At 58.2% G+C, this 24356-nt stretch carries 20 protein-coding genes and 2 pseudogenes; 19 read left to right on the forward strand and 3 right to left on the reverse strand.

From position 1 onward, the window contains the following. The first annotated feature begins 4 nt into the window (after window positions 1-4). From fliH to AC0Z4S_RS20905, 17 genes and pseudogenes are all read left to right on the forward strand, one after another. On the forward strand, window positions 5-811 hold the full coding sequence (gene fliH, locus AC0Z4S_RS20825; RefSeq protein ID WP_485624430.1) for a flagellar assembly protein FliH: 807 nt from the start codon (window positions 5-7) through the stop codon (window positions 809-811). Further along, entirely contained in the window at window positions 801-2159 is a 1359-nt protein-coding gene (gene fliI / locus AC0Z4S_RS20830) for a flagellar protein export ATPase FliI (protein WP_039761176.1), read from the forward strand. The genes fliH and fliI overlap by 11 nt, the downstream gene beginning before the upstream one ends. Window positions 2160-2165: 6 nt before the next feature. Continuing rightward, window positions 2166-2615, forward strand: a complete 450-nt coding sequence (gene fliJ, locus AC0Z4S_RS20835; protein ID WP_065617406.1) for a flagellar export protein FliJ — start codon at window positions 2166-2168, stop codon at window positions 2613-2615. 164 nt (window positions 2616-2779) lie between these two features. After that, window positions 2780-3085 (forward strand): STAS domain-containing protein, encoded by a 306-nt coding sequence (locus tag AC0Z4S_RS20840; protein WP_471879938.1) that lies wholly within the window; start codon window positions 2780-2782, stop codon window positions 3083-3085. Between the two features lie 5 nt (window positions 3086-3090). After that, window positions 3091-4794: an ATP-binding SpoIIE family protein phosphatase gene (locus AC0Z4S_RS20845; protein ID WP_485624431.1), complete on the forward strand. Its 1704-nt coding sequence runs from the start codon at window positions 3091-3093 to the stop codon at window positions 4792-4794. Window positions 4795-4824: 30 nt separating this feature from the next. After that, window positions 4825-5172: an Hpt domain-containing protein gene (locus tag AC0Z4S_RS20850; protein ID WP_253500405.1), complete on the forward strand. Its 348-nt coding sequence runs from the start codon at window positions 4825-4827 to the stop codon at window positions 5170-5172. A 104-nt stretch (window positions 5173-5276) separates the two neighbouring features. Beyond that, window positions 5277-6644 carry a flagellar hook-length control protein FliK gene (locus tag AC0Z4S_RS20855; RefSeq protein WP_485624432.1) on the forward strand — a complete coding sequence of 456 codons (1368 nt, stop codon included), beginning with the start codon at window positions 5277-5279 and terminating at the stop codon, window positions 6642-6644. A 339-nt stretch (window positions 6645-6983) separates the two neighbouring features. After that, a complete protein-coding gene (gene fliL, locus AC0Z4S_RS20860; protein ID WP_110645071.1) occupies window positions 6984-7487 on the forward strand; it encodes a flagellar basal body-associated protein FliL in 504 nt (167 codons plus the stop codon). Window positions 7488-7496: 9 nt separating this feature from the next. Continuing rightward, window positions 7497-8465, forward strand: a complete 969-nt coding sequence (gene fliM / locus AC0Z4S_RS20865; protein WP_003222890.1) for a flagellar motor switch protein FliM — start codon at window positions 7497-7499, stop codon at window positions 8463-8465. A gap of 55 nt (window positions 8466-8520) precedes the next feature. Continuing rightward, the gene (fliN, locus tag AC0Z4S_RS20870) at window positions 8521-8979 is read left to right on the forward strand and encodes a flagellar motor switch protein FliN (protein ID WP_016771070.1); all 459 of its coding nucleotides are present in this window, start codon (window positions 8521-8523) and stop codon (window positions 8977-8979) included. After that, window positions 8980-9432 (forward strand): flagellar biosynthetic protein FliO, encoded by a 453-nt coding sequence (gene fliO, locus AC0Z4S_RS20875; RefSeq protein WP_485624433.1) that lies wholly within the window; start codon window positions 8980-8982, stop codon window positions 9430-9432. After that, window positions 9432-10190, forward strand: a complete 759-nt coding sequence (fliP, locus tag AC0Z4S_RS20880) for a flagellar type III secretion system pore protein FliP (protein WP_485624434.1) — start codon at window positions 9432-9434, stop codon at window positions 10188-10190. The genes fliO and fliP overlap by 1 nt, the downstream gene beginning before the upstream one ends. After that, window positions 10187-10456, forward strand: a complete 270-nt coding sequence (fliQ, locus tag AC0Z4S_RS20885) for a flagellar biosynthesis protein FliQ (RefSeq protein ID WP_016771067.1) — start codon at window positions 10187-10189, stop codon at window positions 10454-10456. Before fliP ends, fliQ begins: the two co-directional genes overlap by 4 nt. Before the next feature lie 3 nt (window positions 10457-10459). Further along, window positions 10460-11245: a flagellar biosynthetic protein FliR gene (gene fliR / locus AC0Z4S_RS20890; RefSeq protein ID WP_253500415.1), complete on the forward strand. Its 786-nt coding sequence runs from the start codon at window positions 10460-10462 to the stop codon at window positions 11243-11245. A 3-nt stretch (window positions 11246-11248) separates the two neighbouring features. Then, window positions 11249-12388 (forward strand): flagellar biosynthesis protein FlhB, encoded by a 1140-nt coding sequence (gene flhB, locus AC0Z4S_RS20895; RefSeq protein ID WP_485624435.1) that lies wholly within the window; start codon window positions 11249-11251, stop codon window positions 12386-12388. A 133-nt stretch (window positions 12389-12521) separates the two neighbouring features. Next, the gene (locus AC0Z4S_RS20900; protein WP_485624436.1) at window positions 12522-12806 is read left to right on the forward strand and encodes a hypothetical protein; all 285 of its coding nucleotides are present in this window, start codon (window positions 12522-12524) and stop codon (window positions 12804-12806) included. Window positions 12807-12938: 132 nt separating this feature from the next. Continuing rightward, window positions 12939-13127: pseudogene (locus AC0Z4S_RS20905) on the forward strand (flagellar biosynthetic protein FlhB); the annotation flags it as partial. A gap of 39 nt (window positions 13128-13166) precedes the next feature. Here AC0Z4S_RS20905 and AC0Z4S_RS20910 read toward each other — a convergent pair. Continuing rightward, window positions 13167-15722, reverse strand: coding sequence for a putative mucin/carbohydrate-binding domain-containing protein (locus tag AC0Z4S_RS20910; protein ID WP_485624437.1), 2556 nt, complete (start codon window positions 15720-15722; stop codon window positions 13167-13169). 374 nt (window positions 15723-16096) lie between these two features. On the opposite strand from AC0Z4S_RS20910, the gene AC0Z4S_RS20915 reads away from it, so the two are divergent. Further along, complete coding sequence (locus AC0Z4S_RS20915) at window positions 16097-16333, forward strand: hypothetical protein (RefSeq protein ID WP_485624438.1); 237 nt, start codon at window positions 16097-16099, stop codon at window positions 16331-16333. Between the two features lie 331 nt (window positions 16334-16664). On the opposite strand, the gene AC0Z4S_RS20920 is transcribed toward AC0Z4S_RS20915, so the two are convergent. After that, window positions 16665-21125 (reverse strand): hypothetical protein, encoded by a 4461-nt coding sequence (locus tag AC0Z4S_RS20920; protein ID WP_485624439.1) that lies wholly within the window; start codon window positions 21123-21125, stop codon window positions 16665-16667. Window positions 21126-21369: 244 nt separating this feature from the next. Further along, a pseudogene (locus AC0Z4S_RS20925) lies at window positions 21370-21612 on the reverse strand (DUF6124 family protein); the annotation flags it as partial. A gap of 613 nt (window positions 21613-22225) precedes the next feature. On the opposite strand from AC0Z4S_RS20925, the gene flhA reads away from it, so the two are divergent. Next, a complete protein-coding gene (flhA, locus tag AC0Z4S_RS20930) occupies window positions 22226-24355 on the forward strand; it encodes a flagellar biosynthesis protein FlhA (RefSeq protein WP_253500429.1) in 2130 nt (709 codons plus the stop codon). Window position 24356: the final 1 nt, after the last annotated feature.

Genomic DNA, 24356 nt, shown 5'->3' on the forward strand with positions numbered 1-24356 from the left:
GCCCATGGATAAGCCTGACGAGTCTGTGACGGATCTGATCCGCGCCCGCGATGTTCGCGGCTTCGAATCCTGGGCGATGCCCAGCTTCGATCCGCCGAAACCGGAACCCGAGCCTGAGCCGGAACCCGAACCGCCGGAAATGGAAGAAGTGCCGCTGGAAGAAGTCCAGCCACTGACTCTGGAAGAACTCGAAAGCATCCGTCAGGAGGCTTACAACGAGGGCTTCGCCATTGGCGAAAAGGAAGGTTTTCACAGCACCACGCTGAAGGTGCGTCAGGAGGCTGAAACAGCGCTGGCGGCGAAAATCGCCAGCCTCGAGCTGTTGATGGCCAACCTGTTCGAACCGATCGCCGAGCAAGACACACAGATTGAAAAGTCGCTGGTCGACCTCGTGCAACACATCACCAGACAGGTGATCAAGCGCGAACTGGCCATCGATTCGACGCAGATCGAACACGTCATGCGCGATGCCCTCAAGCTGTTGCCGCTGGGCGTGGAAAACGTGCGCCTGTACGTCAATCCGCAAGATTTCGCTCAGGTCAAAGCCCTGCGCGAACGCCACGAAGAATCCTGGCGCATCGTCGAAGACGAGTCGCTGTTGCCGGGCGGCTGCCGGGTTGAAACCGAGCACAGTCGCATCGATGCCAGCGTCGAATCGCGGGTGACTCAGGTCATGGCCAAACTGTTCGACCAGTTGCACGAACAAGCGTTGCACCCGGCAACGCCTGACCTGAGCCTGGAAATTCCTCAAGACACCCCAGCGCCTGTCGACTCCGACGAGCCGCACGCGGACGCCAGCGATGCGCCTTGAACGCACCAGCTTCGCCAAGCGCCTGAGCACCTACGCCGAGGCCACCGAGATTGCCGGCGCGCCGATCCTTGAGGGTCGGCTGCTGCGCATGGTCGGTCTGACTCTGGAAGCCGAAGGGCTGCGCGCCGCCATGGGCACCCGCTGCATGGTGATCAACGACGACAGCTACCACCCGTCCCAGGTGGAAGCGGAAGTCATGGGCTTTTCCGGCAGCAAAGTCTTTCTGATGCCGGTCGGCAGCGTCGCCGGCATCGCCCCGGGCGCCCGTGTGGTGCCGCTGGCTGATACCGGCCGTCTGCCAATGGGCATGAGCATGCTCGGCCGAGTGCTCGACGGCGCCGGACGCGCGCTGGACGGCAAGGGCGGCATGAAGGCCGAAGACTGGGTGCCGATGGACGGCCCGACGATCAACCCGCTCAACCGTGACCCGATCAGCGTGCCGCTGGACGTCGGCATCCGTTGCATCAACGGTTTGCTCACCGTCGGCCGTGGCCAGCGTCTGGGGCTGTTCGCCGGTACCGGTGTCGGTAAATCGGTGCTGTTGGGCATGATGACCCGCTTCACCGAGGCCGACATCATCGTCGTCGGCCTGATCGGTGAGCGTGGTCGCGAAGTTAAAGAATTCATCGAACACATTCTCGGTGAAGAAGGCCTCAAACGTTCGGTAGTGGTCGCCTCGCCAGCAGACGACGCACCGCTGATGCGTATGCGTGCGGCGATGTATTGCACGCGCATCGCCGAGTATTTCCGCGACAAGGGCAAGAACGTTCTGCTGCTGATGGACTCGCTGACCCGTTTCGCCCAGGCGCAGCGGGAAATCGCTCTGGCCATCGGCGAACCGCCGGCGACCAAAGGCTATCCGCCCTCGGTGTTCGCCAAACTGCCGAAGCTCGTTGAGCGCGCCGGTAATGCGGAGAAGGGCGGTGGTTCGATCACGGCGTTCTACACCGTGCTGTCCGAAGGCGATGACCAACAGGATCCGATTGCCGACTCGGCGCGGGGCGTGCTCGACGGCCACATCGTGCTGTCGCGACGCCTGGCTGAGGAAGGGCACTATCCGGCGATCGATATCGAGGCCTCGATCAGCCGGGTGATGCCGGCGGTGGTTTCGCCGGATCACATGCAGCGTGCGCAGTACTTCAAGCAGTTGTGGTCGCGCTATCAGCAGAGCCGCGATCTGATCAGCGTGGGCGCTTATGTTGCCGGTGGCGATCGCGAGACCGATCTGGCGATTTCCCTGCAGCCGCAATTGGTCAGGTATCAGCGCCAGGGCCTCAACGACAAAATCACCATGGGTGAAAGCCAGGCCTACCTGGAAACCCTGTTCGCCCCAGCGGCGGGCGGGTAACCGGCCATGGCCGTCAGCCGAGCAGCGCGCCTGGCACCGGTGGTGGAAATGGCTGAGAAGGCCGAGAAAGCCGCCGTGCAACGACTGGGCTATTTCCAGGGTCAGGTCAAAGTTGCGGAAAGCAAACTGGCCGACCTCAATGCCTTTCGTCTGGATTACTCGCAGCAGTGGATCGTGCGCGGCAGCACCGGCGTGACCGGACAATGGCTGCTGGGGTTTCAGGGCTTTCTGGCGCAACTCGACACTGCCGTCGATCAGCAGCGGCAGAGCCTGGTCTGGCACCAGAACAAGCTCGACAAGGCCCGTGAGGAGTGGCAACAGGCGTTCGCCCGCGTAGAGGGTTTGCGCAAACTGGTGCAGCGCTATCGCGACGAAGCGCAACGCCTCGAAGACAAGCGTGAGCAGAAGCTGCTGGATGAACTGTCGCAGCGTTTGCCGCGGCGTGATGCCTTTTAAAGATCAAAAGATCGCAGCCTTTGGCAGCTCCTACAGGGGAATGCATTTTCAAATGTAGGAGCTGCCGAAGGCCGCGATCTTTTGATCTGCTTTTCCAGCCTTGCCCCAACCCTATCCAGGTGCTAAACCTTGTACAGGTTCGTCAATGACAAGGAAGCCAGTCAATGTCAGTTGTTACAGAAGTTTCTCCAGACCAGAAAAAGCTCACGATCTCGGTCAAAGGCCGGTTCGATTTCGGTCGCCATCAGGAGTTTCGCGAGTCGTATGAGCGGCTCACACGCAAACCCGAATCCATCGTGGTTGATCTCAAAGAGGCTACTTACCTCGACAGCTCGGCGCTGGGCATGCTGCTTCTGCTGCGTGATCACGCTGGCGGCGACGAGTCGGATATCCGCGTCGTCAACAGCAGCTCCGATGTGAAGAAAATCCTCGCGATTTCCAATTTCGACAAACTCTTCGACATCAGTTGACGCCCATGCAGGCGCAAGAGCCGCTGACCATTCTCATCGCCGAAGACAGCGCCGCCGACCGACTGCTGCTGTCGACCATCGTCCGCCGTCAGGGTCATCAGGTGCTGACGGCGTCAAATGGCGCCGAGGCGGTCGAAACGTTCAAAGCGCAGCAACCCGATCTGGTGTTGATGGATGCGCTGATGCCGGTGATGGACGGTTTCGAAGCGGCGCAGCACATCAAGGCGCTGGCTGGTGAATCGCTGGTGCCCATCATTTTTCTGACCTCGCTGACCGAAAGCGAAGCGCTGGCCCGTTGTCTGGAGGCCGGCGGCGACGATTTTCTGGCGAAGCCTTACAACCAGGTGATCCTCGCCGCCAAAATCAAGGCGATGGACCGCTTGCGCCGTTTGCAGGCGACCGTCCTGCAACAGCGCGATCTGATCGCGAAACATCACGACTATCTGCTCAACGAACAGCGCGTAGCCAAAGCGGTGTTCGACAAGGTTGCGCATTCCGGCTGTCTGAGTGCACCGAATATCCGTTACCTGCAATCGCCCTACGCACTGTTCAATGGCGATCTGTTGCTCGCGGCGTACACGCCGGCCGGTGACATGCACGTCATGCTTGGCGATTTCACCGGGCATGGCTTGCCGGCGGCAGTCGGGGCGATGCCGCTGGCCGAAGTGTTCTACGGCATGACCGCCAAGGGCTACGGCCTGGCGGAAACCCTGCGCGAGATGAACGCCAAGCTCAAGCGCATCCTGCCGGTGGACATGTTCTGCTGCGCGACGTTGCTCTGTCTGAGTTTCCAAAGCCGCTCGGTGGAGGTGTGGAACGGCGGCATGCCCGACGGTTACTTGCACCGCCTGGCCAGCGGCGAACGCGTGCCGTTGCCAGCGCGGCACTTGCCGCTGGGGATTCTCAGTGCACAGGCCTTCGACGACCGTACGGATGTGTATCCGATGGCCGTTGATGATCGGGTGTTTCTGCTGTCGGACGGAGTGATCGATACCTGCGACGCCAACGACCAGTTGTTCGGCGTCGAGCGCTTGCAGCAAGTCTTTGCGGCGAACCGCGAGCCGGATCGGTTGTTCGAGGATATCGAGCAGGCCTTGCGCGATTTTCGCGGGCAGGCCCGTGATGACGTGAGCATGGTCGAGGTCAGTCTGCTTGAGTCGGCACCGACCCACGGCGCCGCGCCGATATATTCCGACAGCGGCCAGTCGAGCCCGCTGGACTGGTCGGCCAGTTTTGAGTTTCGCGGTGCCACGCTCAGACGGTTCAATCCTTTGCCGTTTCTCTTGCAATTGTTGCTCGAGGTCCACGGCCTGCGCGCGCAAAGCGGTGCGCTGTACAGCGTACTTGCCGAGTTGTATTCCAATGCGCTGGAGCATGGCGTGCTGGGACTGGATTCCAGTCTCAAGCGCGATGCCGCTGGCTTTGCCCGTTACTACGAAATGCGCGCGGCGCGCCTGGGAGCGTTGCAGGATGGTTATGTGCGCGTGCATCTGCAGGTGCAACCGCAGGGCGAAGGTGGGCGTCTGGTCATCAGGGTCGAGGACAGTGGCGACGGATTTGATGTAGCGCGGGTCATGGAGCGGCCCTTGGATAATGTCCGCTTGTCGGGACGCGGCATCAGCCTGGTCCGGCAATTGGGGCGCAACGCCAGCTGGTCGGACCAAGGTCGTAGTGCCAGCGTGGAGTTTTTCTGGGAGATTGAGGCATAATCCGCCCATTCTTGATCAAGGAGTGAGCAAGTGACTGACCCACATGTAGATCGCGACGTCCTCGACACTTTGCGCGAGGTGATGGAGGAGGGCTACACCGAATTGCTGGAGACTTTTCTGGCAGACTCGGAAAGCCGCCTGGACGAGTTGCGAGACGGCATCAGTGCCAAAGCGTTGTCTGATGTCGCCCACAGTTTCAAGGGCAGCGCCAGCAACATGGGCGCCATTCGGCTGGCTGCGTTGTGCCAGGACCTGGAATCGAACGCCAAGGACAAAAGTCCGGAAGCACTCGCTCAACTGGTCGCCGATATCCGTTCCGAATTCGCCAACGTGCGTCCGGTGTACGAAAACGAAAAGCATCACCTCCACACCCACTGAAGCTGCCGTCCGGCGCTTTTTGCAAGTGTCCGGCCAAACTGGCCCGGCACTTGCAGTTATCTTGCTCAACTGTACCTACGATCCAGTGCAGCGGAGACCGTGTCATGCCTGCGACCCCCAACATTCTTCTTCAGACCGCCGCCCAGGCCAAGGCGCAAGCCGCCTCTGCCAAATCGTCGGCAGTGGCCGCAGACGCCGGGGACAAGGCTTCCAGCTTCGCAAAAGTGTTCGCCGATCAGGCGCCGGCCAAACCTGCGGTAGGCGCCGATAATTCAGTCAAACCGGCACGCGACAAGGTCGCTGACAACAGCGGTAAAAAAGACGTCGGCAAAGATCAGTCTGCCGCGCCCGAGCCAGCGGTTGCCGATAGCGGCAAAGCCTTGCCTGCGGATAAAGCGGCGGCGAGCGACGACGCGACTGCCACCGACAATGACGCCACTGAAACGGTACAAAGCCCGGTGGCCGATGCTGCGCCTGTAGACCCTGCGCTGGATCCGGCGCTGGTTCAAGTCGTCCAGCCATTGGTGGCAGCGCCTGTCGTGCAACCTCCGGTAGTCGCAACGCCAGCCCAGCCGGAAACTGAGACACCTGCATTGGCTGCTGTGCCGGGCATGGTCAAAGATCCGGCGGCTACCGACAGCGATTTTGATCCTTCTGCCGACCCGCTCGACTCGCTGCCGGCCGTGCGCATGGCGATGGAGCAGGGCGGGCATATCTCCGCTGCCAGTCAGGCACAACCGAAAGCCTCTCCCGCCCAGGCTCAGGCCGACGGCGAATTGACCGCTGCGCAGAACTTTGCCGCCGGCATGGCCAGCATGCTCGACGTCCAGGCCGACAAGGACAGCACCAGTCAGGGCGGCGAAAAAGCCTTCAGTGGTCTGATCGATGATGGCCTGAAGGATCTAAAATCCGCCACCAGCGATACCCGCGTCGATGATTTCGCCAACCGTCTCGCTGCACTGACCCAGGCCGCTACGCCGAAAACCGCCAATGCGTTGCCGGTGAATCAACCGATCGCCATGCACCAGAGCGGCTGGACCGAAGAAGTGGTCAATCGCGTCATGTACCTGTCCAGCGTCAACCTGAAAGCCGCCGACATTCAGTTGCAGCCGGCTGAGCTTGGGCGTCTGGATATCCGCGTGAACATGGTTCCCGATCAGCAAACCCAGGTCACCTTCATGAGCGCGCACCCGAGCGTGCGTGAAGCACTCGACAGCCAGATGCATCGACTGCGCGACATGTTCAACCAGCAGGGTATGGGCCAGGTCGACGTCAACGTCTCCGACCAGAACCGTGGCTGGCAGGGTCAGCAGGGGCAGGAACAGGCGCAGCAGGGCCACACCGGACGCACCAGCGCCACGGGCGGGCATCTGGATTCGGCGGATGAAGAATTGGCCCCGGCCACTGTGGCTGAAGTGGCGGCGCAGACCACCAGCGTCATCGGCAGCAGTGCGGTCGACTATTACGCCTGAGCAAATCAAAAGCCCCTCACCCTAGCCCTCTCCCAGAGGGAGAGGGGACCAATTGGGGAATATTGAAGGACTACGCCGACCTGAACGAGCATCGCTGAATCCTTGGCTGGTTCGGCGAGCTGTTCATCCAAGTCTCTACCCCCCAATCGACTCGGTCTCTCAGGTCGATGTTTGATCCGTGACACCTCGGTCAGCCCCCTCTCCCTCCGGGAGAGGGCTGGGGTGAGAGTGGCTTTTGACTTTGTCGCTGTCTGCGCGACCTCCGACACTTCTGGCATAACACTTGCTCTTGCCTTGCCGTGCGACTGTGAAACCCCCGATTAGTGACGGATTATTGGCATGGCGAAGAGCGAAGCTGCAGCAGTAAAAGACCCCGCAACCAAAGGCAAACTCAAGCTGATCATCGTGATCGTGCTGGCGTTGCTGGTGGCCATTGGTGCATCCGTCGGGGCGACCTGGTTCTTCATGCACGGCGCGCAGAGCAAGCCTGCCGAGGCCGCCGATGCTGCGCCGGTCGGCAAGCAAGCGGCGATTTTCGAGCCGATGGCGCCGGCCTTCGTTGCCAACTATAACCAGAACGGCCGTCAGCGCTACATGCAGGTGAGCATCACCATGCTGGCGCGTAACCAGGCCGATCTGGACGCGCTCAAAGTGCACATGCCGGTTATCCGCAACAACCTGGTGATGCTCTTCTCCGGTCAGGATTTCGCCACACTGGCGACCCCGGTCGGCCAGGAGATGTTGCGCCAGAAGGCCACCGCCAGCGTCCAGGAAGTGGCGCAGAAAGAGCTGGGCAAAGTGGTCATCGAACAGTTGCTTTTCACTAATTTCGTACTGCAGTAGGAACACGACATGGCCGTGCAGGATCTGCTGTCCCAGGATGAAATCGATGCGCTGTTGCATGGCGTCGATGATGGTCTGGTACAGACCGATAATGCTGCCGAACCCGGCAGTGTCAAAAGCTACGACCTGACCAGCCAGGATCGCATCGTCCGTGGACGCATGCCGACGCTGGAAATGATCAACGAGCGTTTCGCCCGTTACACCCGCATCAGCATGTTCAACATGCTGCGCCGCTCGGCGGACGTTGCCGTCGGTGGCGTGCAGGTGATGAAGTTCGGCGAATACGTGCACTCGCTGTACGTGCCGACCAGCCTCAACCTGGTCAAGATCAAACCGCTGCGCGGCACCGCGCTGTTCATCCTTGATGCCAAACTGGTGTTCAAACTGGTGGACAACTTCTTTGGCGGCGACGGCCGTCACGCCAAGATCGAAGGGCGTGAATTCACCCCGACCGAACTGCGCGTAGTGCGCATGGTGCTCGAGCAGGCCTTCGTCGATCTGAAGGAAGCCTGGCAGGCGATCATGGAAGTCAATTTCGAGTACATCAACTCGGAAGTGAACCCGGCCATGGCCAACATCGTCGGCCCGAGCGAAGCGATTGTGGTCTCCACCTTCCACATCGAACTCGATGGAGGTGGCGGCGACCTGCACGTGACCATGCCGTACTCGATGATCGAGCCGGTGCGGGAAATGCTCGACGCCGGTTTCCAGTCCGACCTCGACGATCAGGACGAGCGCTGGGTCAACGCCCTGCGCCAGGACGTGCTCGATGTCGACGTGCCGATTGGCGCTACTGTTGCCCGCCGCCAGTTGAAGCTGCGCGACATCCTGCACATGCAGCCGGGCGACGTGATCCCGGTCGAGATGCCGGAAGACATGATCATGCGCGCCAACGGCGTGCCGGCCTTCAAGGTCAAGATGGGCTCGCACAAAGGCAACCTCGCGTTGCAAGTGATCGAGCCGATCGAGCGTCGCTGAGGCGGCGCCTTTCACCCCCGTATTTAACCGAATTGTTGCCCGCCGAGGACACATGATGAACGACGATATGAACGCGCAGGACGATCAGGCACTGGCCGATGAATGGGCTGCGGCCCTGGAAGAAACCGGTGATGCTGGCCAGGCTGACATCGATGCACTGCTGGCCGCCGACGCCGGTACTTCCAGCTCCAACCGTCTGCCGATGGAAGAGTTCGGCAGCGTGCCGAAGAACAATGATCCGGTGACCCTCGACGGCCCGAACCTGGACGTGATCCTCGACATTCCGGTGTCGATTTCCATGGAAGTCGGTAGCACCGACATCAATATCCGCAACCTGCTGCAACTCAACCAGGGTTCGGTGATCGAGCTTGATCGTCTGGCCGGTGAGCCGCTCGACGTGCTGGTCAACGGCACCCTGATCGCGCACGGCGAAGTAGTGGTGGTCAACGAGAAGTTCGGCATCCGCCTGACTGACGTGATCAGCCCAAGCGAACGCATCAAGAAGCTGCGCTGAGTGAAAAGGTTTCTCTGGGTTCTGCTGGCATGGCCGTTGAGCGTGCTGGCTGCCGAGCCGAGCGCAACCACTGCCGCGCCTGCCGCCACCGCGCCAATGGTCAACAGCGGCGTGGCCGGTCAGTTGACGCAACTGGTGTTCGGTTTGCTGCTGGTGCTGGGCCTGATCTTCTTCCTCGCCTGGCTTTTGCGCCGCGTGCAGCAGGCGGGGCCGGCGGGCAAGGGCCAGGTGATCGAGTTGATCGGTTCGCGCGCCCTCGGCCCGCGTGACCGCTTGATGCTGGTGCAGGTCGGCAACGAGCAGATTCTGCTCGGCCTCAGCCCCGGTACCATCACCGCGCTGCATGTGCTCAAGGAACCGGTCGAAGTCCCCTCCGCCAGCGAAAAAGCGACGCCGGAATTTGCTCAGCATCTGCTGAAAATTCTCGGCAAGGACCAAAAGGATACGAAGTAATGGGTGCGCTCCGCATCGTCTTGACGCTGGTCCTGTTGCTGGCCGCGCCGCTGGCGTTGGCCGCCGATCCGTTGTCGATCCCGGCGATTACGCTGGGCACCAATGCCGACGGCGCGCAGGAATATTCGGTCAGTCTGCAGATCCTGCTGATCATGACCGCGCTGAGCTTTATTCCGGCGGCGGTCATTCTGATGACCAGTTTCACGCGGATCATCATCGTCTTCTCGATCCTGCGTCAGGCCCTCGGTCTGCAACAGACGCCGTCGAACCAGATCCTCACCGGCATGGCGCTGTTCCTGACGCTGTTCATCATGGCGCCGGTGTTCGACCGGGTGAACAGCGACGCGCTGCAACCGTACCTGGCCGAAACGCTGACCGCGCAACAAGCGGTGGAAAAAGCCCAGGTGCCGATCAAGGACTTCATGCTCGCGCAGACCCGCACCAGCGATCTGGAGCTGTTCATGCGCCTGTCCAAGCGCACCGACATCGCCAGCCCGGATCAGGCGCCGCTGACCATCCTGGTGCCGGCGTTCGTGACCTCCGAACTCAAAACCGCGTTCCAGATCGGCTTCATGATCTTCATCCCGTTCCTGATCATCGACCTCGTTGTCGCGAGCGTGCTGATGGCCATGGGTATGATGATGCTCTCGCCGCTGATCATTTCGTTGCCGTTCAAGATCATGCTGTTCGTGCTGGTCGATGGCTGGGCGCTGATCATCGGCACCCTGGCCAGCAGTTTTGGAGGTGTTTCGCCATGACGCCGGAAGTCGCGGTCGATATCTTTCGTGAAGCGCTGTGGCTGACCACCATGATGGTCGCCATCCTGGTGGTGCCGAGCCTTTTGGTCGGCCTGCTGGTGTCGATGTTCCAGGCCGCCACGCAGATCAACGAACAGACCCTGAGCTTCCTGCCGCGTCTTCTGGTGATGCTGGTGACCCTGATCATCGGCGGTCCGTGGATCGTGCAGACGTTCATGGAATACATCATCCAGCTGTACAAAAACATCCCGATGGTCATCGGCTAAGCCATGCAATCGCTGCTTCAGCTGACCGACACCCAGATCAGCACTTGGGTGGCGTCGTTCATGTTGCCGCTGTTTCGCGTGGCGTCGATGCTGATGGTCATGCCGGTGTTTGGCACCACCCTGATCCCGCGCCGCGTGCGCCTGTACTTTGCCGTGGCGATCACTGTCGTCATCACCCCGGCGCTGCCGCCGATGCCCGCCGTCAGCCCGCTGGATCTCAGCGGCCTGCTGCTGATCGGCGAACAGATTCTGGTCGGCGCGGTGCTGGGCTTTTCCCTGCAACTGTTCTTCCAGGCCTTCGCCGTGGCCGGGCAGATTGTCGCGGTGCAGATGGGCATGGGCTTCGCCTCGATGATCGACCCTACCAACGGCGTCTCGGTGGCGGTGATCGGGCAGTTCTTCACCATGCTGGTCACGCTGTTGTTCCTGTCGATGAACGGCCACCTGGTGGTGTTCGAAGTCCTGACCGAAAGCTTCACCACGCTGCCGGTCGGCGGCGGCTTGATGGTTGAGCATTACTGGGAGCTGGCCGGCAAACTCGGCTGGGTGCTCGGCGCCGCGCTGCTGCTGGTGTTGCCGGCGATCACCGCATTGCTGGTGGTCAACATCGCCTTCGGCGTGATGACCCGCGCCGCGCCGCAACTGAACATCTTCTCGATCGGTTTTCCGCTGACCCTGGTGCTCGGCCTGTTCATCGTCTGGGTCGGGTTGGCGGACATTCTCAACCAGTATCAACCGCTGGCCAGCGAGGCCTTGCAGTTGCTACGCGAACTGGCACGGGCGCGCTGAGTCATGGCAGAGAGCGAGAGCGGTCAGGACAAAACGGAAGACCCCACGGAGAAACGCAAAAAAGACTCCCGTGAGAAGGGCGAGGTCGCCCGTTCCAAAGAGCTCAACACCCTTGCGGTGATGATGGCCGGTGCCGCTGCGCTGCTGATTTTTGGCGGCATGCTCGCGCAAGAAATGATGGACGTGATGCGCTTGAACTTCACCCTGTCCCGCGAAGTGGTCATGGATCAAGGCGCCATGGGCCGGTTCTTGCTGGAGTCGGGCCTGATCGCCTTGCTGGCTATCCAGCCGGTGATGATTACCTTGTTGCTCGCCGCCGTGATCGGGCCGATCTCCCTCGGTGGCTGGCTGTTTGCCGCAAGCTCCCTGGCACCCAAATTCAGCCGGATGAACCCGGCCGCCGGCCTCAAACGGATGTTCTCGTTCAAGGCTGTGGTCGAACTGCTCAAGGCACTGGCGAAGTTTCTGATTACCCTGGGCGTGGCGCTGTTGGTGTTGTCCGCCGACGTCGACGACTTGCTGCGCATCGCCCACGAGCCACTGGACATGGCGATCATCCACAGCGTTTTGCTGGTGGGCTGGAGCACGCTGTGGCTGGCCTGCGGCCTGATCATCATTGCCGCCGTCGACGTGCCGGTGCAGCTCTGGGAAGCGCACAAGAAACTGCTGATGACCAAGCAGGAAGTGCGCGACGAACACAAGGATCAGGAAGGCCGTCCCGAGGTCAAGCAGCGCATCCGCCAGACCCAGCGCGAAATGTCCCAGCGGCGGATGATGTCGGCGATTCCCGAAGCCGACGTGGTCATCACCAACCCGACCCACTACGCCGTCGCGCTCAAATACGACTCGGAGAAGGGCGGCGCACCGGTATTGCTGGCCAAGGGCAGCGACTTCATCGCCTTGAAAATCCGCGAAATCGCTGTGGCCAACAACGTCATGCTCCTCGAGTCGCCCGCGCTGGCGCGTTCGATCTACTACTCCACGGAGCTTGAGCAGGAGATTCCTGGTGGGCTGTACCTGGCAGTCGCGCAGGTACTGGCCTACGTCTATCAGATCCGCCAGCACCAGGCGGGCAAGGGCAAACGCCCGGATCCGCTGAAGGACGATTTGCCGATTCCGCCGGATTTGCGGCGTGATTCTTGAGGTCTACCGTTCGTCTGAAAATTGGCCTTAACTGTCAGGTTTGACAGGCGCGCAAAGGGTGCTTTTGCGGTTTCATTGCTGGGTGATGCCGCACATTGGTGGGCATACTTCTGCGATGGCAAGGGAGAAGACCATGAAAGGTAAATTCAAAAGCTATGACGAAAACACTGGCAGGGGCACTATCTGGAGTGAAGATCGAGTCTTTACCCCTCCCCCCACACCCTTCACCGACACCGACAAATCAGACGAGTCTCACATAAGCGTTTCTGTGCAATATCCAATGCACATACCTGGGCGTGAATACTTCTTCATCGTCCCGGAAGAGCATAAGCACAAGATGAACATCAAACTTGGCACAGCGGTCGAATTTGATCCTGTGCAAGAAGGTTCGGAAGAAGTGACACATCTACGGTTCTAAATAGTCTGGTCTTGCTCTGAAAATGAGCGAACGAGGCGGGGTTTGCAGTTTCTCAACAAGTTCCTGCCGACTCCGCCTGATTTGCGGAAATCCGCGAATCGCCTTGGCCAACAACGGCACGCTCCTCGATTCCCCGCACTGGCGCCTTCGATGTATTACTTCACCGAACTGGAGCAGGAAATCCCCGGTGGCTTTTATCTGGCAGTCGCGCAGGTACTGACCTACGTCTATCAGATCCGCCAGCACCAGGCGGGCAAGGGCAAACGCCCGGATCCGCTGAAGGACGATTTGCCGATTCCGCCGGATTTGCGGCGTGATTCCTTACGATTGTCCGGTGTGGGCGGCGACGGGATTGCACAGTTAAATTGCAAGCTTGCCCTCATCCAGCGCGAGGACGCGATGGCGCTGCATGACCTCATACTGTTCTTTTGTATCCTGATTGATTATCGGGGATCTTGAAGGTTCGGCGTGGAAGATGTTTATCTCGGAGCCTTCGGGGAATGGCAGGGAGATTGATGTATGTTCGGCCAGGCTATTTCCGCGTAATTCCTGGCAAAATAATAGGTTGCCGTTTTTGTTGTGGGCCCAGATTGCTACGTAAATGCTATCGAAATAGCTATGGGGTATGTAGGGGTAAACCTCGATATGGACTGTTCTCTGTGTAAGGTTGAACTCGATATTTGCTATGGTTTCGTTGCCCAGTACCCTCTGTTGCCAAGTGAAGTTTGTGCCTGTAACGATTCTCGTCTGCGTGTTTTGGTGCGACACATACATGTCTTTGAATTTTTCAATCATCCGGCTGTGCTCTTTTTTATTGAAAGAGTCAATAGCGACATAGAGGTCGTCTAGTAATGGATGGTCTCTATATAGAAGCATGTGCGGCTGGGTTTTGATCATTGTTGCAAGTTTGTCAATTTCCTGTTCGAGGTTCTTCTCGACAGGAGTATCCATTTCGATATTGTTGAGCCCTTGCGCAGTCATGGTCAGGGTAATATTCTTTTTGTCCGGGGAAAGTACCGCATCGCTGGCTGGGAAAATCATGTTGCGGCCAGGTTCTGCGTGAAATATTTCGATTGTGTAATCAGCGGCGGCAGGGATTGAGAGTATTGTCGACTGGATGCTGTTTCCCTGCAGCTCTGATTTAAACAGAATGCGTTGGCGTTTATCTCTTATTGTGATTGACGCATAGAGCTGGTCCCCGAAATATATATGAGGGCGTTCTGCGTGAATGTTGATTCCAATGTTGTCTTTCGCGGAGTCGATATCGATTAAGGCGAACTCTCCATATAATCCATTCAGTTGAATTGTTTGTGATGCCAGTCTGACGCCGGGCGTGTATTGATATTCGATATTTATGATGTTGGTTGTATTGGTCTTGACCTCTATATATTGTGTGGAAATAGACAGTTTGCCATTGCTGGCAGAAGGGGCTTGAAGCGTATATATTCCCGCTGGAACATTGGAAATCAGTATTTGTTGTGAGCTGATGTTTACGATGTTTGTTACATTGGTGCCATTCCGAAGCATGAAATCTTTGGTTTTGAATTCATCGAATAGCTTTTTATCCAGTAATAATTCAATGTTGCCCATGAGTCCGTGTTCCTTGAGGTCGAGATTGTCGATTAAGTCCAGGCGGCTGCCTAAACCCAGTTTTCTCACCAGGTCAGCGGCTATTTCTTTGGGTACAAGCTTATACAAGGGGCATACAGGCTTTCGATTGCTGTATTGATTGATGATGCTGCGGACTCTCGAATTGGAGATTTGTCCTGTTCTGAGAAAAGGCGAGATATCGATATTTGAAATTTTGGCGCAGCTTGTAATAAGCAGCTCTATAAACGTATGGTCTTTTGGTCTGAAATCGGGTTGGTTACTGAGTGCCCTGTAATTCTGATTGAAAGCTGTCAGAGCCGCTGTTCCGGATTTATTGAAGATTAGAATCAGATAAAAAAGTCGTTCGTGGAGTTGCCATGAGTTTATGGGAGGATTCGTATCAAATAATCGCTCGGTAATGTCAAAAAGCATTTCCTGGTCTCCGTGATAGAGCCAGCTGTTTGTGAATAAATTATTACCCAGATATTTTGCCTGGTAAAAATAAGCGTACAGATTGTTCCAGACCTCCCCTAGGCCAATTTCACTATAAGACATGAATAACCCTTGGTAACCATGGCCTATTTCATGAATTGATCCCCAGTTTTCGGGGCGAGGGTCTAACCAGAAACCTGCGACGCTATCATTTGTCTCAGCTGTATGGGAGTGGGCATAGTATGCAGCTCCTCCTCCGGTTCGATTCGCTTTCATGAAGTATCGGTTGGGTATGTTTTTATCCGTTGATATATCTGTCGAGAATGACAGGCCTGCCAACTGATTGAAATATTCAAAAATGCTCTGGTAATAACGCGCCAGGTGCGCCATGCCAGTGCTTTCGTGGAGTTGTTTGAGGTGAGGTCGGTCTTTTGCGGGAACGAGTATGTCTGCAAAGTACGTGCTGATAAGGGCAAAGGCACTGGATTGGTCCTCCCAAAGTTTAAAGAATGCGGCGGTGGCGGTATTTTCATCATGGATGGGAAGGATGGACGGCTTTGTACTGTACTCAATCAATATTTCAATATTGGATGGAGTGTCGGTGTAAAGTGTGGAGACGAAGGGCACTGACTTGTGGGTGACGGTGAATTCCGATGGCTCATTCCCAAAATGGACGAGATTTTCTTTACTGCTGTCATCATTCAATAACTCAAGGACCATTGCCAATCCATTCGATGGGCTTGAATGTCTTATGCGAATGATCGTGCCTGGTTCGAGAATGACTCCAAGTGTTTGTTTGTCGTGGCCAATTCCTTTGCTCAAACCTGCGTTGGTTAGCCAGGTTGGACGTTGTAGTGTATAGAGGCTGTGTGTTGAACTCGTCCACGTTGTCATGTCAAGGGCTCGTACTATCAGGTTGTAGCTCAGAGTCCTCTAAAACAATTGAACGGTAACCTGTCAGCACTGACAGTTTTTTAGATTTTTTTGAAATAATCAGTTGAGCAATATTTGAGATTGCATATTTGGGTGCGACTGTCCGAAAGCAAACGCCTTTTTGCTCCCTGCTCGCCAAGGGCAGCAACTCGCAATGACTTGCTGCTTCCGTCGGATTTGCGCCTGGATTCTCGATGTTGCTGCGATGCCATTTGTCTGAGATCTCCCTTTACTGTCAACTCTGACAGGTGCAGCCGCGGTGATTTTGCAGTTTGATGCAAGGTACTGGCCGCGCACTGGCGCGGTCAGGCGAGCGAGTGCAAAGGAGCAGGGCGATGAAAGGTATTTTCAGCAGCTACGATGAAAAAACCGGCAAAGGCACCATCACACCGAAGCAGTCGGGACGATCCCTTTCGTTTGCTGAAGCCACGGGTTTTTTTCTGACGGCCAAAGAATACCGATTCAGCATTCCATTGGCCGATGCCCTGGAGGCGAGCGTCAAAGTCGGCGGCGAGGTCGAGTTCGAATTGCCCAGGAACAAGAATGGACAAGTAAAAATCCTGCGGTACTGAGCAATCTATCGCAAAGCCGTGAAACGAAAAAACCGCCGCCCCGAGTCAATCGGGCGGCGGTTTTTTAGGCCTGAAGACATGTGCTGGCTGTGAGGTCGCCTTCGTCGGATCGCCGCCCCGAGCAAGCCTACTCCCACAGGTTCGTCGGGGGATCAGGGTTTGGGAGCGGCGCGGATCCCTGTTGGAGCGGGCTTGCCCGCGAAGACGTCAGCAGCCACAACACCTCACTCAAGGCGTGTCACAGACCCAGGTAACGCCGGGAACTGCGATCTTTTACTTTACATTCTCATTTTAGGGACTGCCGGAGTGAAAACATGGACTGACAGTCTTTCTAAGACCAGCTTATTGCGTCGATGATAATTCCAAAGCCAGTGCTCAAGTTAAGGTGTAGTTCAAAATAGGCAAGGCGGTCATCGTTAAACTCCATTATGTGGGCGACAGGAGTTCCGTTATAGGTTGTTAAATATTTAGTTCCTATCACTTGCCCATTGTCGTCAAAAAAAATTGCCCTGTCGTTAGCGTTGCGTGCGTGTTCATAGAAAAAACGGATTGCTTTTATTGGTCCCTCGAAGATTTCAAAGCGAGTAATGGCAGAGGTTCCAGTGTACAGCCCAAGATAGTAAAAGGTTGGCGGCTTTGGGGTCCCTGAGTAACCAAATACTCCTGGGGCGTGCGATCCATTACCTCTGTTTGTGGGGGTCACAGATAAACCGCTGCCGAATCTTTCAGGTGTGTTAAATACAAACGGTCTTATGCGCTCACGTTCAAAATCTTCAACTCCAGAAACAGTGACGCGTTTTTTTACAGTGTAGGTGCGCGACGGAAAGGTCACCGCTTGGCGCTCATCGTCGCTGCCGTTGAAACCGACCTTGAACTCGATCCGCAGTCGGGCGCCATTGGCCAATGCCTTTAGCTCGGTCACCGGAGTGTTCGGATACATGCCGCCGGACACTCCTTCGGGCGGTACCAGGTCACCTTTGTAGGTCACGCTGATCGGCGTTGGGTTGCCTTCAACAAAATAACGCAACCAGATCGTTGCCTTCACACTGATAAACAGCCAGGCGGCAATGCGTGTCTGGGCATTGGCCGGCAGGGTGATGACGTCCAGTTCGGTCGTGGTATTGGCATTGATGATTGGATTGGGTAGCAGCTCATGTTCATTCGGTATGGTCTGCACATTCAAGGCAAACTCTTCAGACTTGGTCGATGTGCCGTTGCGGATCACGGTGTAGAACACAGTCACCGGCTTGCCCAGGTTGAAGGCCACCACTTTGTTGGGGATGGTGATCTCCTTGGGGCCCACTGTTCCGACGTCCACCGCTGTCGAGGTGTGCGAACCCTCGGCCGGGGTGCCGGCCGCGCCGGTCCAGGTTACGCTGAACTTGTCGGTGGTGGCCATGCCGGTATAGCGCGGCACCAACACGGTCAGGCGGTCTTTGGCCGCGAACGGGTTAAGGCTGTTGCCGGAGGCTTCCTTGACGGAAGGTTTGATTGGAATTGTGGTGAAAGTCCGTATTCCCGATTCTTGTTTATCACCATATAACGCCTTCGTTTTGAAGCTGTGGGCGCCCAAGTTCAGATTTATAACCCGCAGTTCCCATTTGCCTGTTGCGGTATCGGCAGTCGCTTTACCTTTTGAGATTGCACCGTCGAATGCTTCGATTTGCTGACCCTTGGCAGCGATCCCGGACAGCGTCACGGCGATTTCAACCGTGGTGCCGCTCTGTGGAATTTCATTGCCGCTTGGCGAACCCTTCACTGAGGTCAGCGTAGGCGCGGTGGCGGGTGTAACGGTCAGTGTTCTGGGGGGCGACGCGGCACCGGAACCGTACAGCGCCTTGGCGGTAAAGCTGTGTGCTGTCACCGCCAGTGCAGTGACCAGCAGCGTCCACACACCGGTTGTGGCATCTGCGGTTGCCTGACCTTTGGAGGCAGCGCCGTCGAAGACTTCGATCTTCTGGCCTTTGGCGGCAACCCCGGAGAGAGTTACTGCCGTTTCTACCGTGAACCCTGCGTTGGGGATATCGGCACCGCTTGGCGAACCTTTCACGGAAGTCAACGTAGGCGCGGTAGCGGGTGTGACGGTCAGTGTTCTGGCGGTCGACGCGGCACCTGAACCGTACAACGCCTTGGCGGTAAAGCTGTGTACTGTCACCGCCAGTGCAGTGACCAGCAGCGTCCACACACCGGTTGTGGCATGTGCGGTTGCCTGACCTTTGGAGACAGCGCCGTCGAAGACTTCGATCTTCTGGCCTTTGGCTGCAGCCCCGGAGAGAGTTACTGCCGTTTCTACCGTGAACCCTGCGTTGGGGATATCGGCACCGCTTGGCGAACCCTTCACTGAGGTCAGCGTAGGTGCGGTGGCGGGTGTAACGGTCAACGTTCTGACCGCCGACACCGGCTCCGTGCCGTACAACGCTTTGGCCGTGAATTCGTGGACTGTCGGGCTCAGGCCTTTCACTTCCAGCTCCCACTTGCCAGTGGAGCCACTCACCTGTGCTTTGCCTTTCGACGTCTCCCCATCAAAAATCTCGACATGCAAGCGTGGCGTCGCGGTGCCGGTGAACTTGATGTCGGTGTCGAGGGTAACGGTGTTATTGGGTATTTCCGCTCCTTTGGAATCCTGCACCGAGGTAATGGCCGGGATCATTACATTTGAATACGTGAAGGTTCTGCCGACTGATTCCTGACCGGTGCCATAATCCGCTTTGGCCTTGAATGTGCGAGTTCCCACGCTGGGCAATGAGGCGGTGTATGTCCAGGTGCCCTTGTTGTCGACGGGGTGTTTGCCCTTTGACGCGGCGCCCTCGAATATTTCGACCTGCTGGTCTGGTGCGGCGGTGCCGGTCAAGGTCACGACGGGATCGACCGTACCACCGCCGTGCACAATTTCTGCGCCTTTGGAGTCTTTGACTGAAGTAACTTCAGGTTTGAGATCCTCTACCTCGCGCCCAACACCGAACACAAGCGAATTGGAATAGCTCGTCCCGCCCGCCGCGCGTTTGATCTCGTACCTGGCCTCGACCGTTCCGCCTTCATTGTCCTTGATCACCGTGGCCGGGATCGCGAACGGTACTCGCTGACCGGCGGTGAATTCGTTCAGCTTGATCGAGTCGCGGTATTCGCCGGTGATCGAGCCGATCCAGAATATGAATACTTCGTCGTCTCTGATCGTTTCCAGATACACCACGGTCAGGGTGGTGCCGGCGGTGTCGGCAGGCAGGACGCCGTCCACCACGCCGGCCACTTCCGGTTCAGGCAGTTCCAGGCGGGGCTCGCCGATTTGCAGGATTTCAGTGTGGATCGACTCGCGAATGGCGCGGGTGGCCTCGTACGGGTTGAGCGTGGCGAGCACCGCTTCGGCGATCAATTGCTGGTAGTAGAACTCCGCCTTGCCTCCGTTGACCGGGGCCAGGTGTTTGCCGTCGATGTTGTACAGCAGCGGTTTCGCGTCGACGATGTCGTTATGGGTGATTGGACGTAAGGGCAGGTCAGGCAGGTAGGGACCGAGGTCAGACCTGGTGCCGAGCATGAATATCTTGAGGACCTGGCCTTCGGCAAAGGATTTGTCGAAGGGGATTTCGAGACGCACCTGTGTGAGGTCGGGGTCCAGCGCCCCGGACACGGCATCCAGCATGATCGGCGCGGCCAGCCGCTGGACTTCGCCGATGGCGCGGATGAACTGGCTTTTGGAATGCAGATGGGGAGGGGAGTCGGCTTTTTTCACGCTGCAGGACAAGGAAAATCTGTTCGTTGCCAGCTGCATCAGCATTGCGTTGGGCAGTTCGAGTTCGACAACACTCGGCAGGTTGTCCAGCGGTGCGCTTTCCACTTTGAAGTCAATCGGCGCGCCCTCGGTCGGCGTGCCTTTTACCCGCACAATGATGATGTCGCCCAGCTCGAATTTCGACTTCGAGGTGGGGACTTGTGCAGTACCCGGCTTGCCCGCGAGGGCGTCCAGATCCAGCTCATTGTTTTTCGCTTCCTTGAGGATGGGGGCGTCCAGCGGGTCCGCGTTGACGCCCACGGCCACACGCTGCTCGGGGCTCCAGTCCTCGGAGCGGTTGAACACCTTGTCGTACACCTCGAAAACCACCGCCACGCCGGGCGCTTCCGCATCACCGGCCTCGCGGATGACGGCTTCGGTAATGGTCACGATGACCGGCGCCTTGCCTTCGGCCTGTTCCTGAGTCAGCGGCTCACTGAGTACAAAGATCCCGCCCCAGCTGACGCGACAGACATCGCCTGCCGCCGCAAACGGGTAGGGCGCTGTGCCATCGGTCTTGCCAAGGGTGATCGGCACGCCTGCGGCAACGTTGTCCTTGTGGATGCCGCCGTCAACGATGTCCTCGGGAAGGGTCATGATCAGCTTGGAATGCCCGATTTCACCATTGTCATCGTGCCCGCCCGGGCGCGTGAGCTTGACCAGCACCTGCATGACCTCGGACGGTTGATCCGTGCCGCCCAGCGGCTTGACGGAATAGGACACCGCAAACGAGCCATCGACCATGTGCCGGGGCGGCACGAACATCTGCACGGACTGGCCGACCTCGGTTTTGCTGACGGAATGGGTCAACGCGTTCTGCCCGATGCCCCAGAAGATCGTCACCGTGTCGCGTTCCGCCATGTTCCCCCACGGCCCCGCTTGGCACAGCAGACCGTTAAGGGGAAAATTGTCCAGCGCGGCCGCGATGTTGATACCCCAGATAATGGGAACCGTCGACACCGGGTCTTTGCTGCGCCCGGGGATGTCGAGTTCCTTGAGTAGCAGGGGGCTGTTGGGGCTGGGCATGGCGCTGACTCTGGGGAAAGGGACAGCGTGAGTTAACGCGGGTTGAGGGGATTGCGCACCTGTCAGAGTTGACAGGTGCGCAGGGGTATCCGACGAGCGGTCGCCTTCACAAGCGGGCTCGCTTGCGCAGGTCCAGCGGTGTCAATGCAGCTTTGTGATCGACCCCGATTCCTGTGGGAGCGGGCTTACCCGCGAAGGAGTTAGCCGCTCCAACACATCAGTCATGACGTGTCACAGAGGCCCGCTAGTGCGGCAACTCCAGATTATCCAGCACCCGATTCACCGCCAATTCTCCGAGCATGATCAGTTGCGCGATCCCCATCAGCGTCCGACGCTGCGACGGTTTCACCAGTCCGGCGAATTCCTGGGCGATGGTTTTGGCCGAGGCGAGGGTTTCGCAGGCGTTGGCCAGCAGGTCTTCATTTTTGGTGTCGGCGGTGACGGCGTACATCGCGCGGGGGCTATAGGGCGGTGGCGTGGAGCCGGGTCATAGAGTGGACGGAGCCGCCACCTTTCGCTGCGATACGAAATGGTTGGTGGCAGCTATACGCGGGTCGCAGACCGGGACTCTAGAACCGGCAGACCCGAAGGTCTCCCACGTACAGCCGCCATAAAAAAAACGGGTGATGTGCGTCCAGAGATCGACGGGCTGCGAGACCCGATCGCTGATTCGTCAGCGACCGGACAACAATAGAACCCGCCCCCAAGGCGCATAAGCCGGCGGATTCTGGCTTGGCTGTAGGCAATGGCGCAAGGATTTGTAGCCTTGAGACCGTGTCTGGAGGTGTCTTTTAAACAGCTTTGTTTAAGTCGAAGAATTGCGTTGGTTCTGATGGCCCCTTCGCGAGCAAGCTCGCTCCCACAAGTGGACGCATTCCAATTTGGGAATGGAATGCAAACCAGTGTAGGAGTGAGCCTGCTCGCGATAGCGGTCTGTCTGGTTTGAATGCATTGAGCGGAAAATCCTCATCGCGAGCAGGCTCACTCCTACATCGGCCGTGTTTTTCAATCCTTTGCAAAAGTTGGAAAGCTTCTTGCAGTAGCCGCCCTGCGCCCGTTCGGGGCGTCAAAAGTTTGCTTTAAAGGAACGGGGAAAACCGGTGGATCGCACTCAGTTATTCAATACAGCACGCACCAACGTTGCCGACCTCAGTCGAGGCAATCTGGGCGTGCCGTTGCTGCTGCTGGTCATGCTGGCGATGATGATGCTGCCGGTGCCGCCGTTCCTGCTCGACGTCTTCTTTACCTTCAACATCGCCCTGTCGATCGTCGTCCTGCTGGTCTGCGTGTATGCGCTGCGGCCGCTGGATTTCGCTGTGTTCCCGACCATTCTGCTGGTGGCGACGCTGCTGCGCCTGGCCCTGAACGTGGCCTCGACGCGGGTGGTAATGCTGCACGGTCAGGATGGCCACGCCGCGGCCGGTAAGGTAATTCAGGCCTTCGGTGAGGTGGTGATCGGCGGTAACTATGTGGTCGGTATCGTGGTTTTCGCGATTCTGATGATCATCAACTTCGTCGTGGTGACCAAGGGTGCCGGGCGGATTTCCGAGGTGAGCGCGCGCTTCACCCTCGATGCCATGCCCGGCAAACAGATGGCGATCGACGCCGACCTCAACGCCGGCCTGATCGACCAGAACCAGGCCAAGATGCGCCGTCAGGAAGTCGCCCAGGAGGCCGAGTTCTACGGTTCGATGGACGGTGCCAGCAAGTTCGTCCGTGGTGACGCCATCGCCGGTTTGCTGATTCTGTTCATCAACCTTATCGGCGGTATGGCCGTTGGTATCTTCCAGCACGGCATGAGCTTCGGCGATGCCGGTCGGGTTTACGCTTTGTTGACCATCGGTGACGGTTTGGTGGCGCAATTGCCATCACTGTTGTTATCGACAGCGGCGGCGATCATGGTGACCCGTGCTTCCGGCTCGGAAGACATGGGCAAACAGATCAACCGCCAGATGTTCGCCTCGCCGAAAGCGCTGGCCGTGGCCGCTGGTTTGATGGCGGTGATGGGCCTGGTGCCGGGCATGCCGCACTTCTCCTTCCTGACCATGGCGGCGCTGGCTGCGGGCGGCGCGTACCTGTTCTGGAAAAAGCAGAACGTTGCCAAGGTTGTGGCCCTGGAAGAGGTCAAGCGTCAGCAGGAACTGCTGCCGTCGCCGGCCCGCGCCATGGAAACCAAAGAGCTGGGCTGGGACGACGTGACGCCGATCGACATGATCGGCCTGGAAGTCGGCTATCGCCTGATTCCGCTGGTAGACCGCAATCAGGGTGGGCAATTGCTCGCGCGGATCAAGGGCGTGCGCAAGAAGCTCTCGCAGGATCTGGGCTTCCTGATGCCGACCGTGCACATCCGCGACAACCTCGATCTGGCGCCGAGCGCGTATCGCTTGACGCTGATGGGCGTAATCCTCGCCGAGGCCGAGATCTACCCGGATCGCGAACTGGCGATCAACCCGGGCCAGGTCTACGGCTCGCTCAACGGGATCAACGCCAAAGATCCGGCTTTCGGCCTCGAGGCGGTGTGGATCGAAATCAGCCAGCGCGCCCAGGCGCAATCGCTCGGCTACACCGTCGTTGACGCCAGCACCGTGGTCGCCACGCACTTGAACCAGATTCTGTACAAGCACTCCAGTGAGCTGATCGGCCACGAGGAAGTGCAGCAACTCATGCAATTGCTGGCCAAGAGCTCGCCGAAACTGGCGGAAGAGCTGGTGCCGGGCGTGGTGTCGCTGTCGCAGTTGCTCAAGGTCCTGCAAGCGCTGCTCGCCGAACACGTGCCGGTGCGCGACATTCGCAGCATCGCCGAGGCGATCGCGAATAACGCCGCCAAGAGTCAAGATACCGCCGCTCTGGTCGCCGCTGTGCGGGTCGGGGTATCCCGCGCCATCGTCCAAAGCATTGTAGGCACTGAGTCCGAGCTGCCTGTGATCACATTGGAACCAAGGTTGGAACAGATATTGCTCAATAGTCTGCAGAAGGCAGGACAAGGCTCGGAAGAGGGCGTTCTGCTGGAGCCAAGCATGGCCGAGAAGCTGCAGCGGTCGTTGATCGAAGCGGCCCAGCGTCAGGAAATGCAAGGCCAACCGGTGATCCTGTTGGTAGCAGGCCCGATTCGCGCGATGCTCTCGCGCTTTGGCCGCCTCGCAGTCCCTGGGCTGCATGTGCTGGCCTACCAGGAAGTACCGGACAACAAGCAAGTGACCATCGTTGCGACAGTAGGGCCCAACGGCTGAG

It is taken from the genome of Pseudomonas sp. 1L-B-1-E-C1, from assembly GCF_057291835.1.

Coding starts and splice junctions, on each gene's coding strand:
- AC0Z4S_RS20920 (WP_485624439.1), bottom strand. CDS start 21,125: ATGCCCAGCCCCAACAGCCCCCTGCTACTCAAGGAACTCGACATCCCC.
- fliM (WP_003222890.1), top strand. CDS start 7,497: ATGGCCGTGCAGGATCTGCTGTCCCAGGATGAAATCGATGCGCTGTTG.
- AC0Z4S_RS20845 (WP_485624431.1), top strand. CDS start 3,091: ATGCAGGCGCAAGAGCCGCTGACCATTCTCATCGCCGAAGACAGCGCC.
- fliJ (WP_065617406.1), top strand. CDS start 2,166: ATGGCCGTCAGCCGAGCAGCGCGCCTGGCACCGGTGGTGGAAATGGCT.
- AC0Z4S_RS20840 (WP_471879938.1), top strand. CDS start 2,780: ATGTCAGTTGTTACAGAAGTTTCTCCAGACCAGAAAAAGCTCACGATC.
- fliL (WP_110645071.1), top strand. CDS start 6,984: ATGGCGAAGAGCGAAGCTGCAGCAGTAAAAGACCCCGCAACCAAAGGC.
- AC0Z4S_RS20915 (WP_485624438.1), top strand. CDS start 16,097: ATGAAAGGTATTTTCAGCAGCTACGATGAAAAAACCGGCAAAGGCACC.
- AC0Z4S_RS20900 (WP_485624436.1), top strand. CDS start 12,522: ATGAAAGGTAAATTCAAAAGCTATGACGAAAACACTGGCAGGGGCACT.
- flhB (WP_485624435.1), top strand. CDS start 11,249: ATGGCAGAGAGCGAGAGCGGTCAGGACAAAACGGAAGACCCCACGGAG.
- fliR (WP_253500415.1), top strand. CDS start 10,460: ATGCAATCGCTGCTTCAGCTGACCGACACCCAGATCAGCACTTGGGTG.
- fliH (WP_485624430.1), top strand. CDS start 5: ATGGATAAGCCTGACGAGTCTGTGACGGATCTGATCCGCGCCCGCGAT.
- fliI (WP_039761176.1), top strand. CDS start 801: ATGCGCCTTGAACGCACCAGCTTCGCCAAGCGCCTGAGCACCTACGCC.
- AC0Z4S_RS20910 (WP_485624437.1), bottom strand. CDS start 15,722: ATGACAACGTGGACGAGTTCAACACACAGCCTCTATACACTACAACGT.
- fliN (WP_016771070.1), top strand. CDS start 8,521: ATGAACGACGATATGAACGCGCAGGACGATCAGGCACTGGCCGATGAA.
- fliP (WP_485624434.1), top strand. CDS start 9,432: ATGGGTGCGCTCCGCATCGTCTTGACGCTGGTCCTGTTGCTGGCCGCG.
- AC0Z4S_RS20855 (WP_485624432.1), top strand. CDS start 5,277: ATGCCTGCGACCCCCAACATTCTTCTTCAGACCGCCGCCCAGGCCAAG.
- fliQ (WP_016771067.1), top strand. CDS start 10,187: ATGACGCCGGAAGTCGCGGTCGATATCTTTCGTGAAGCGCTGTGGCTG.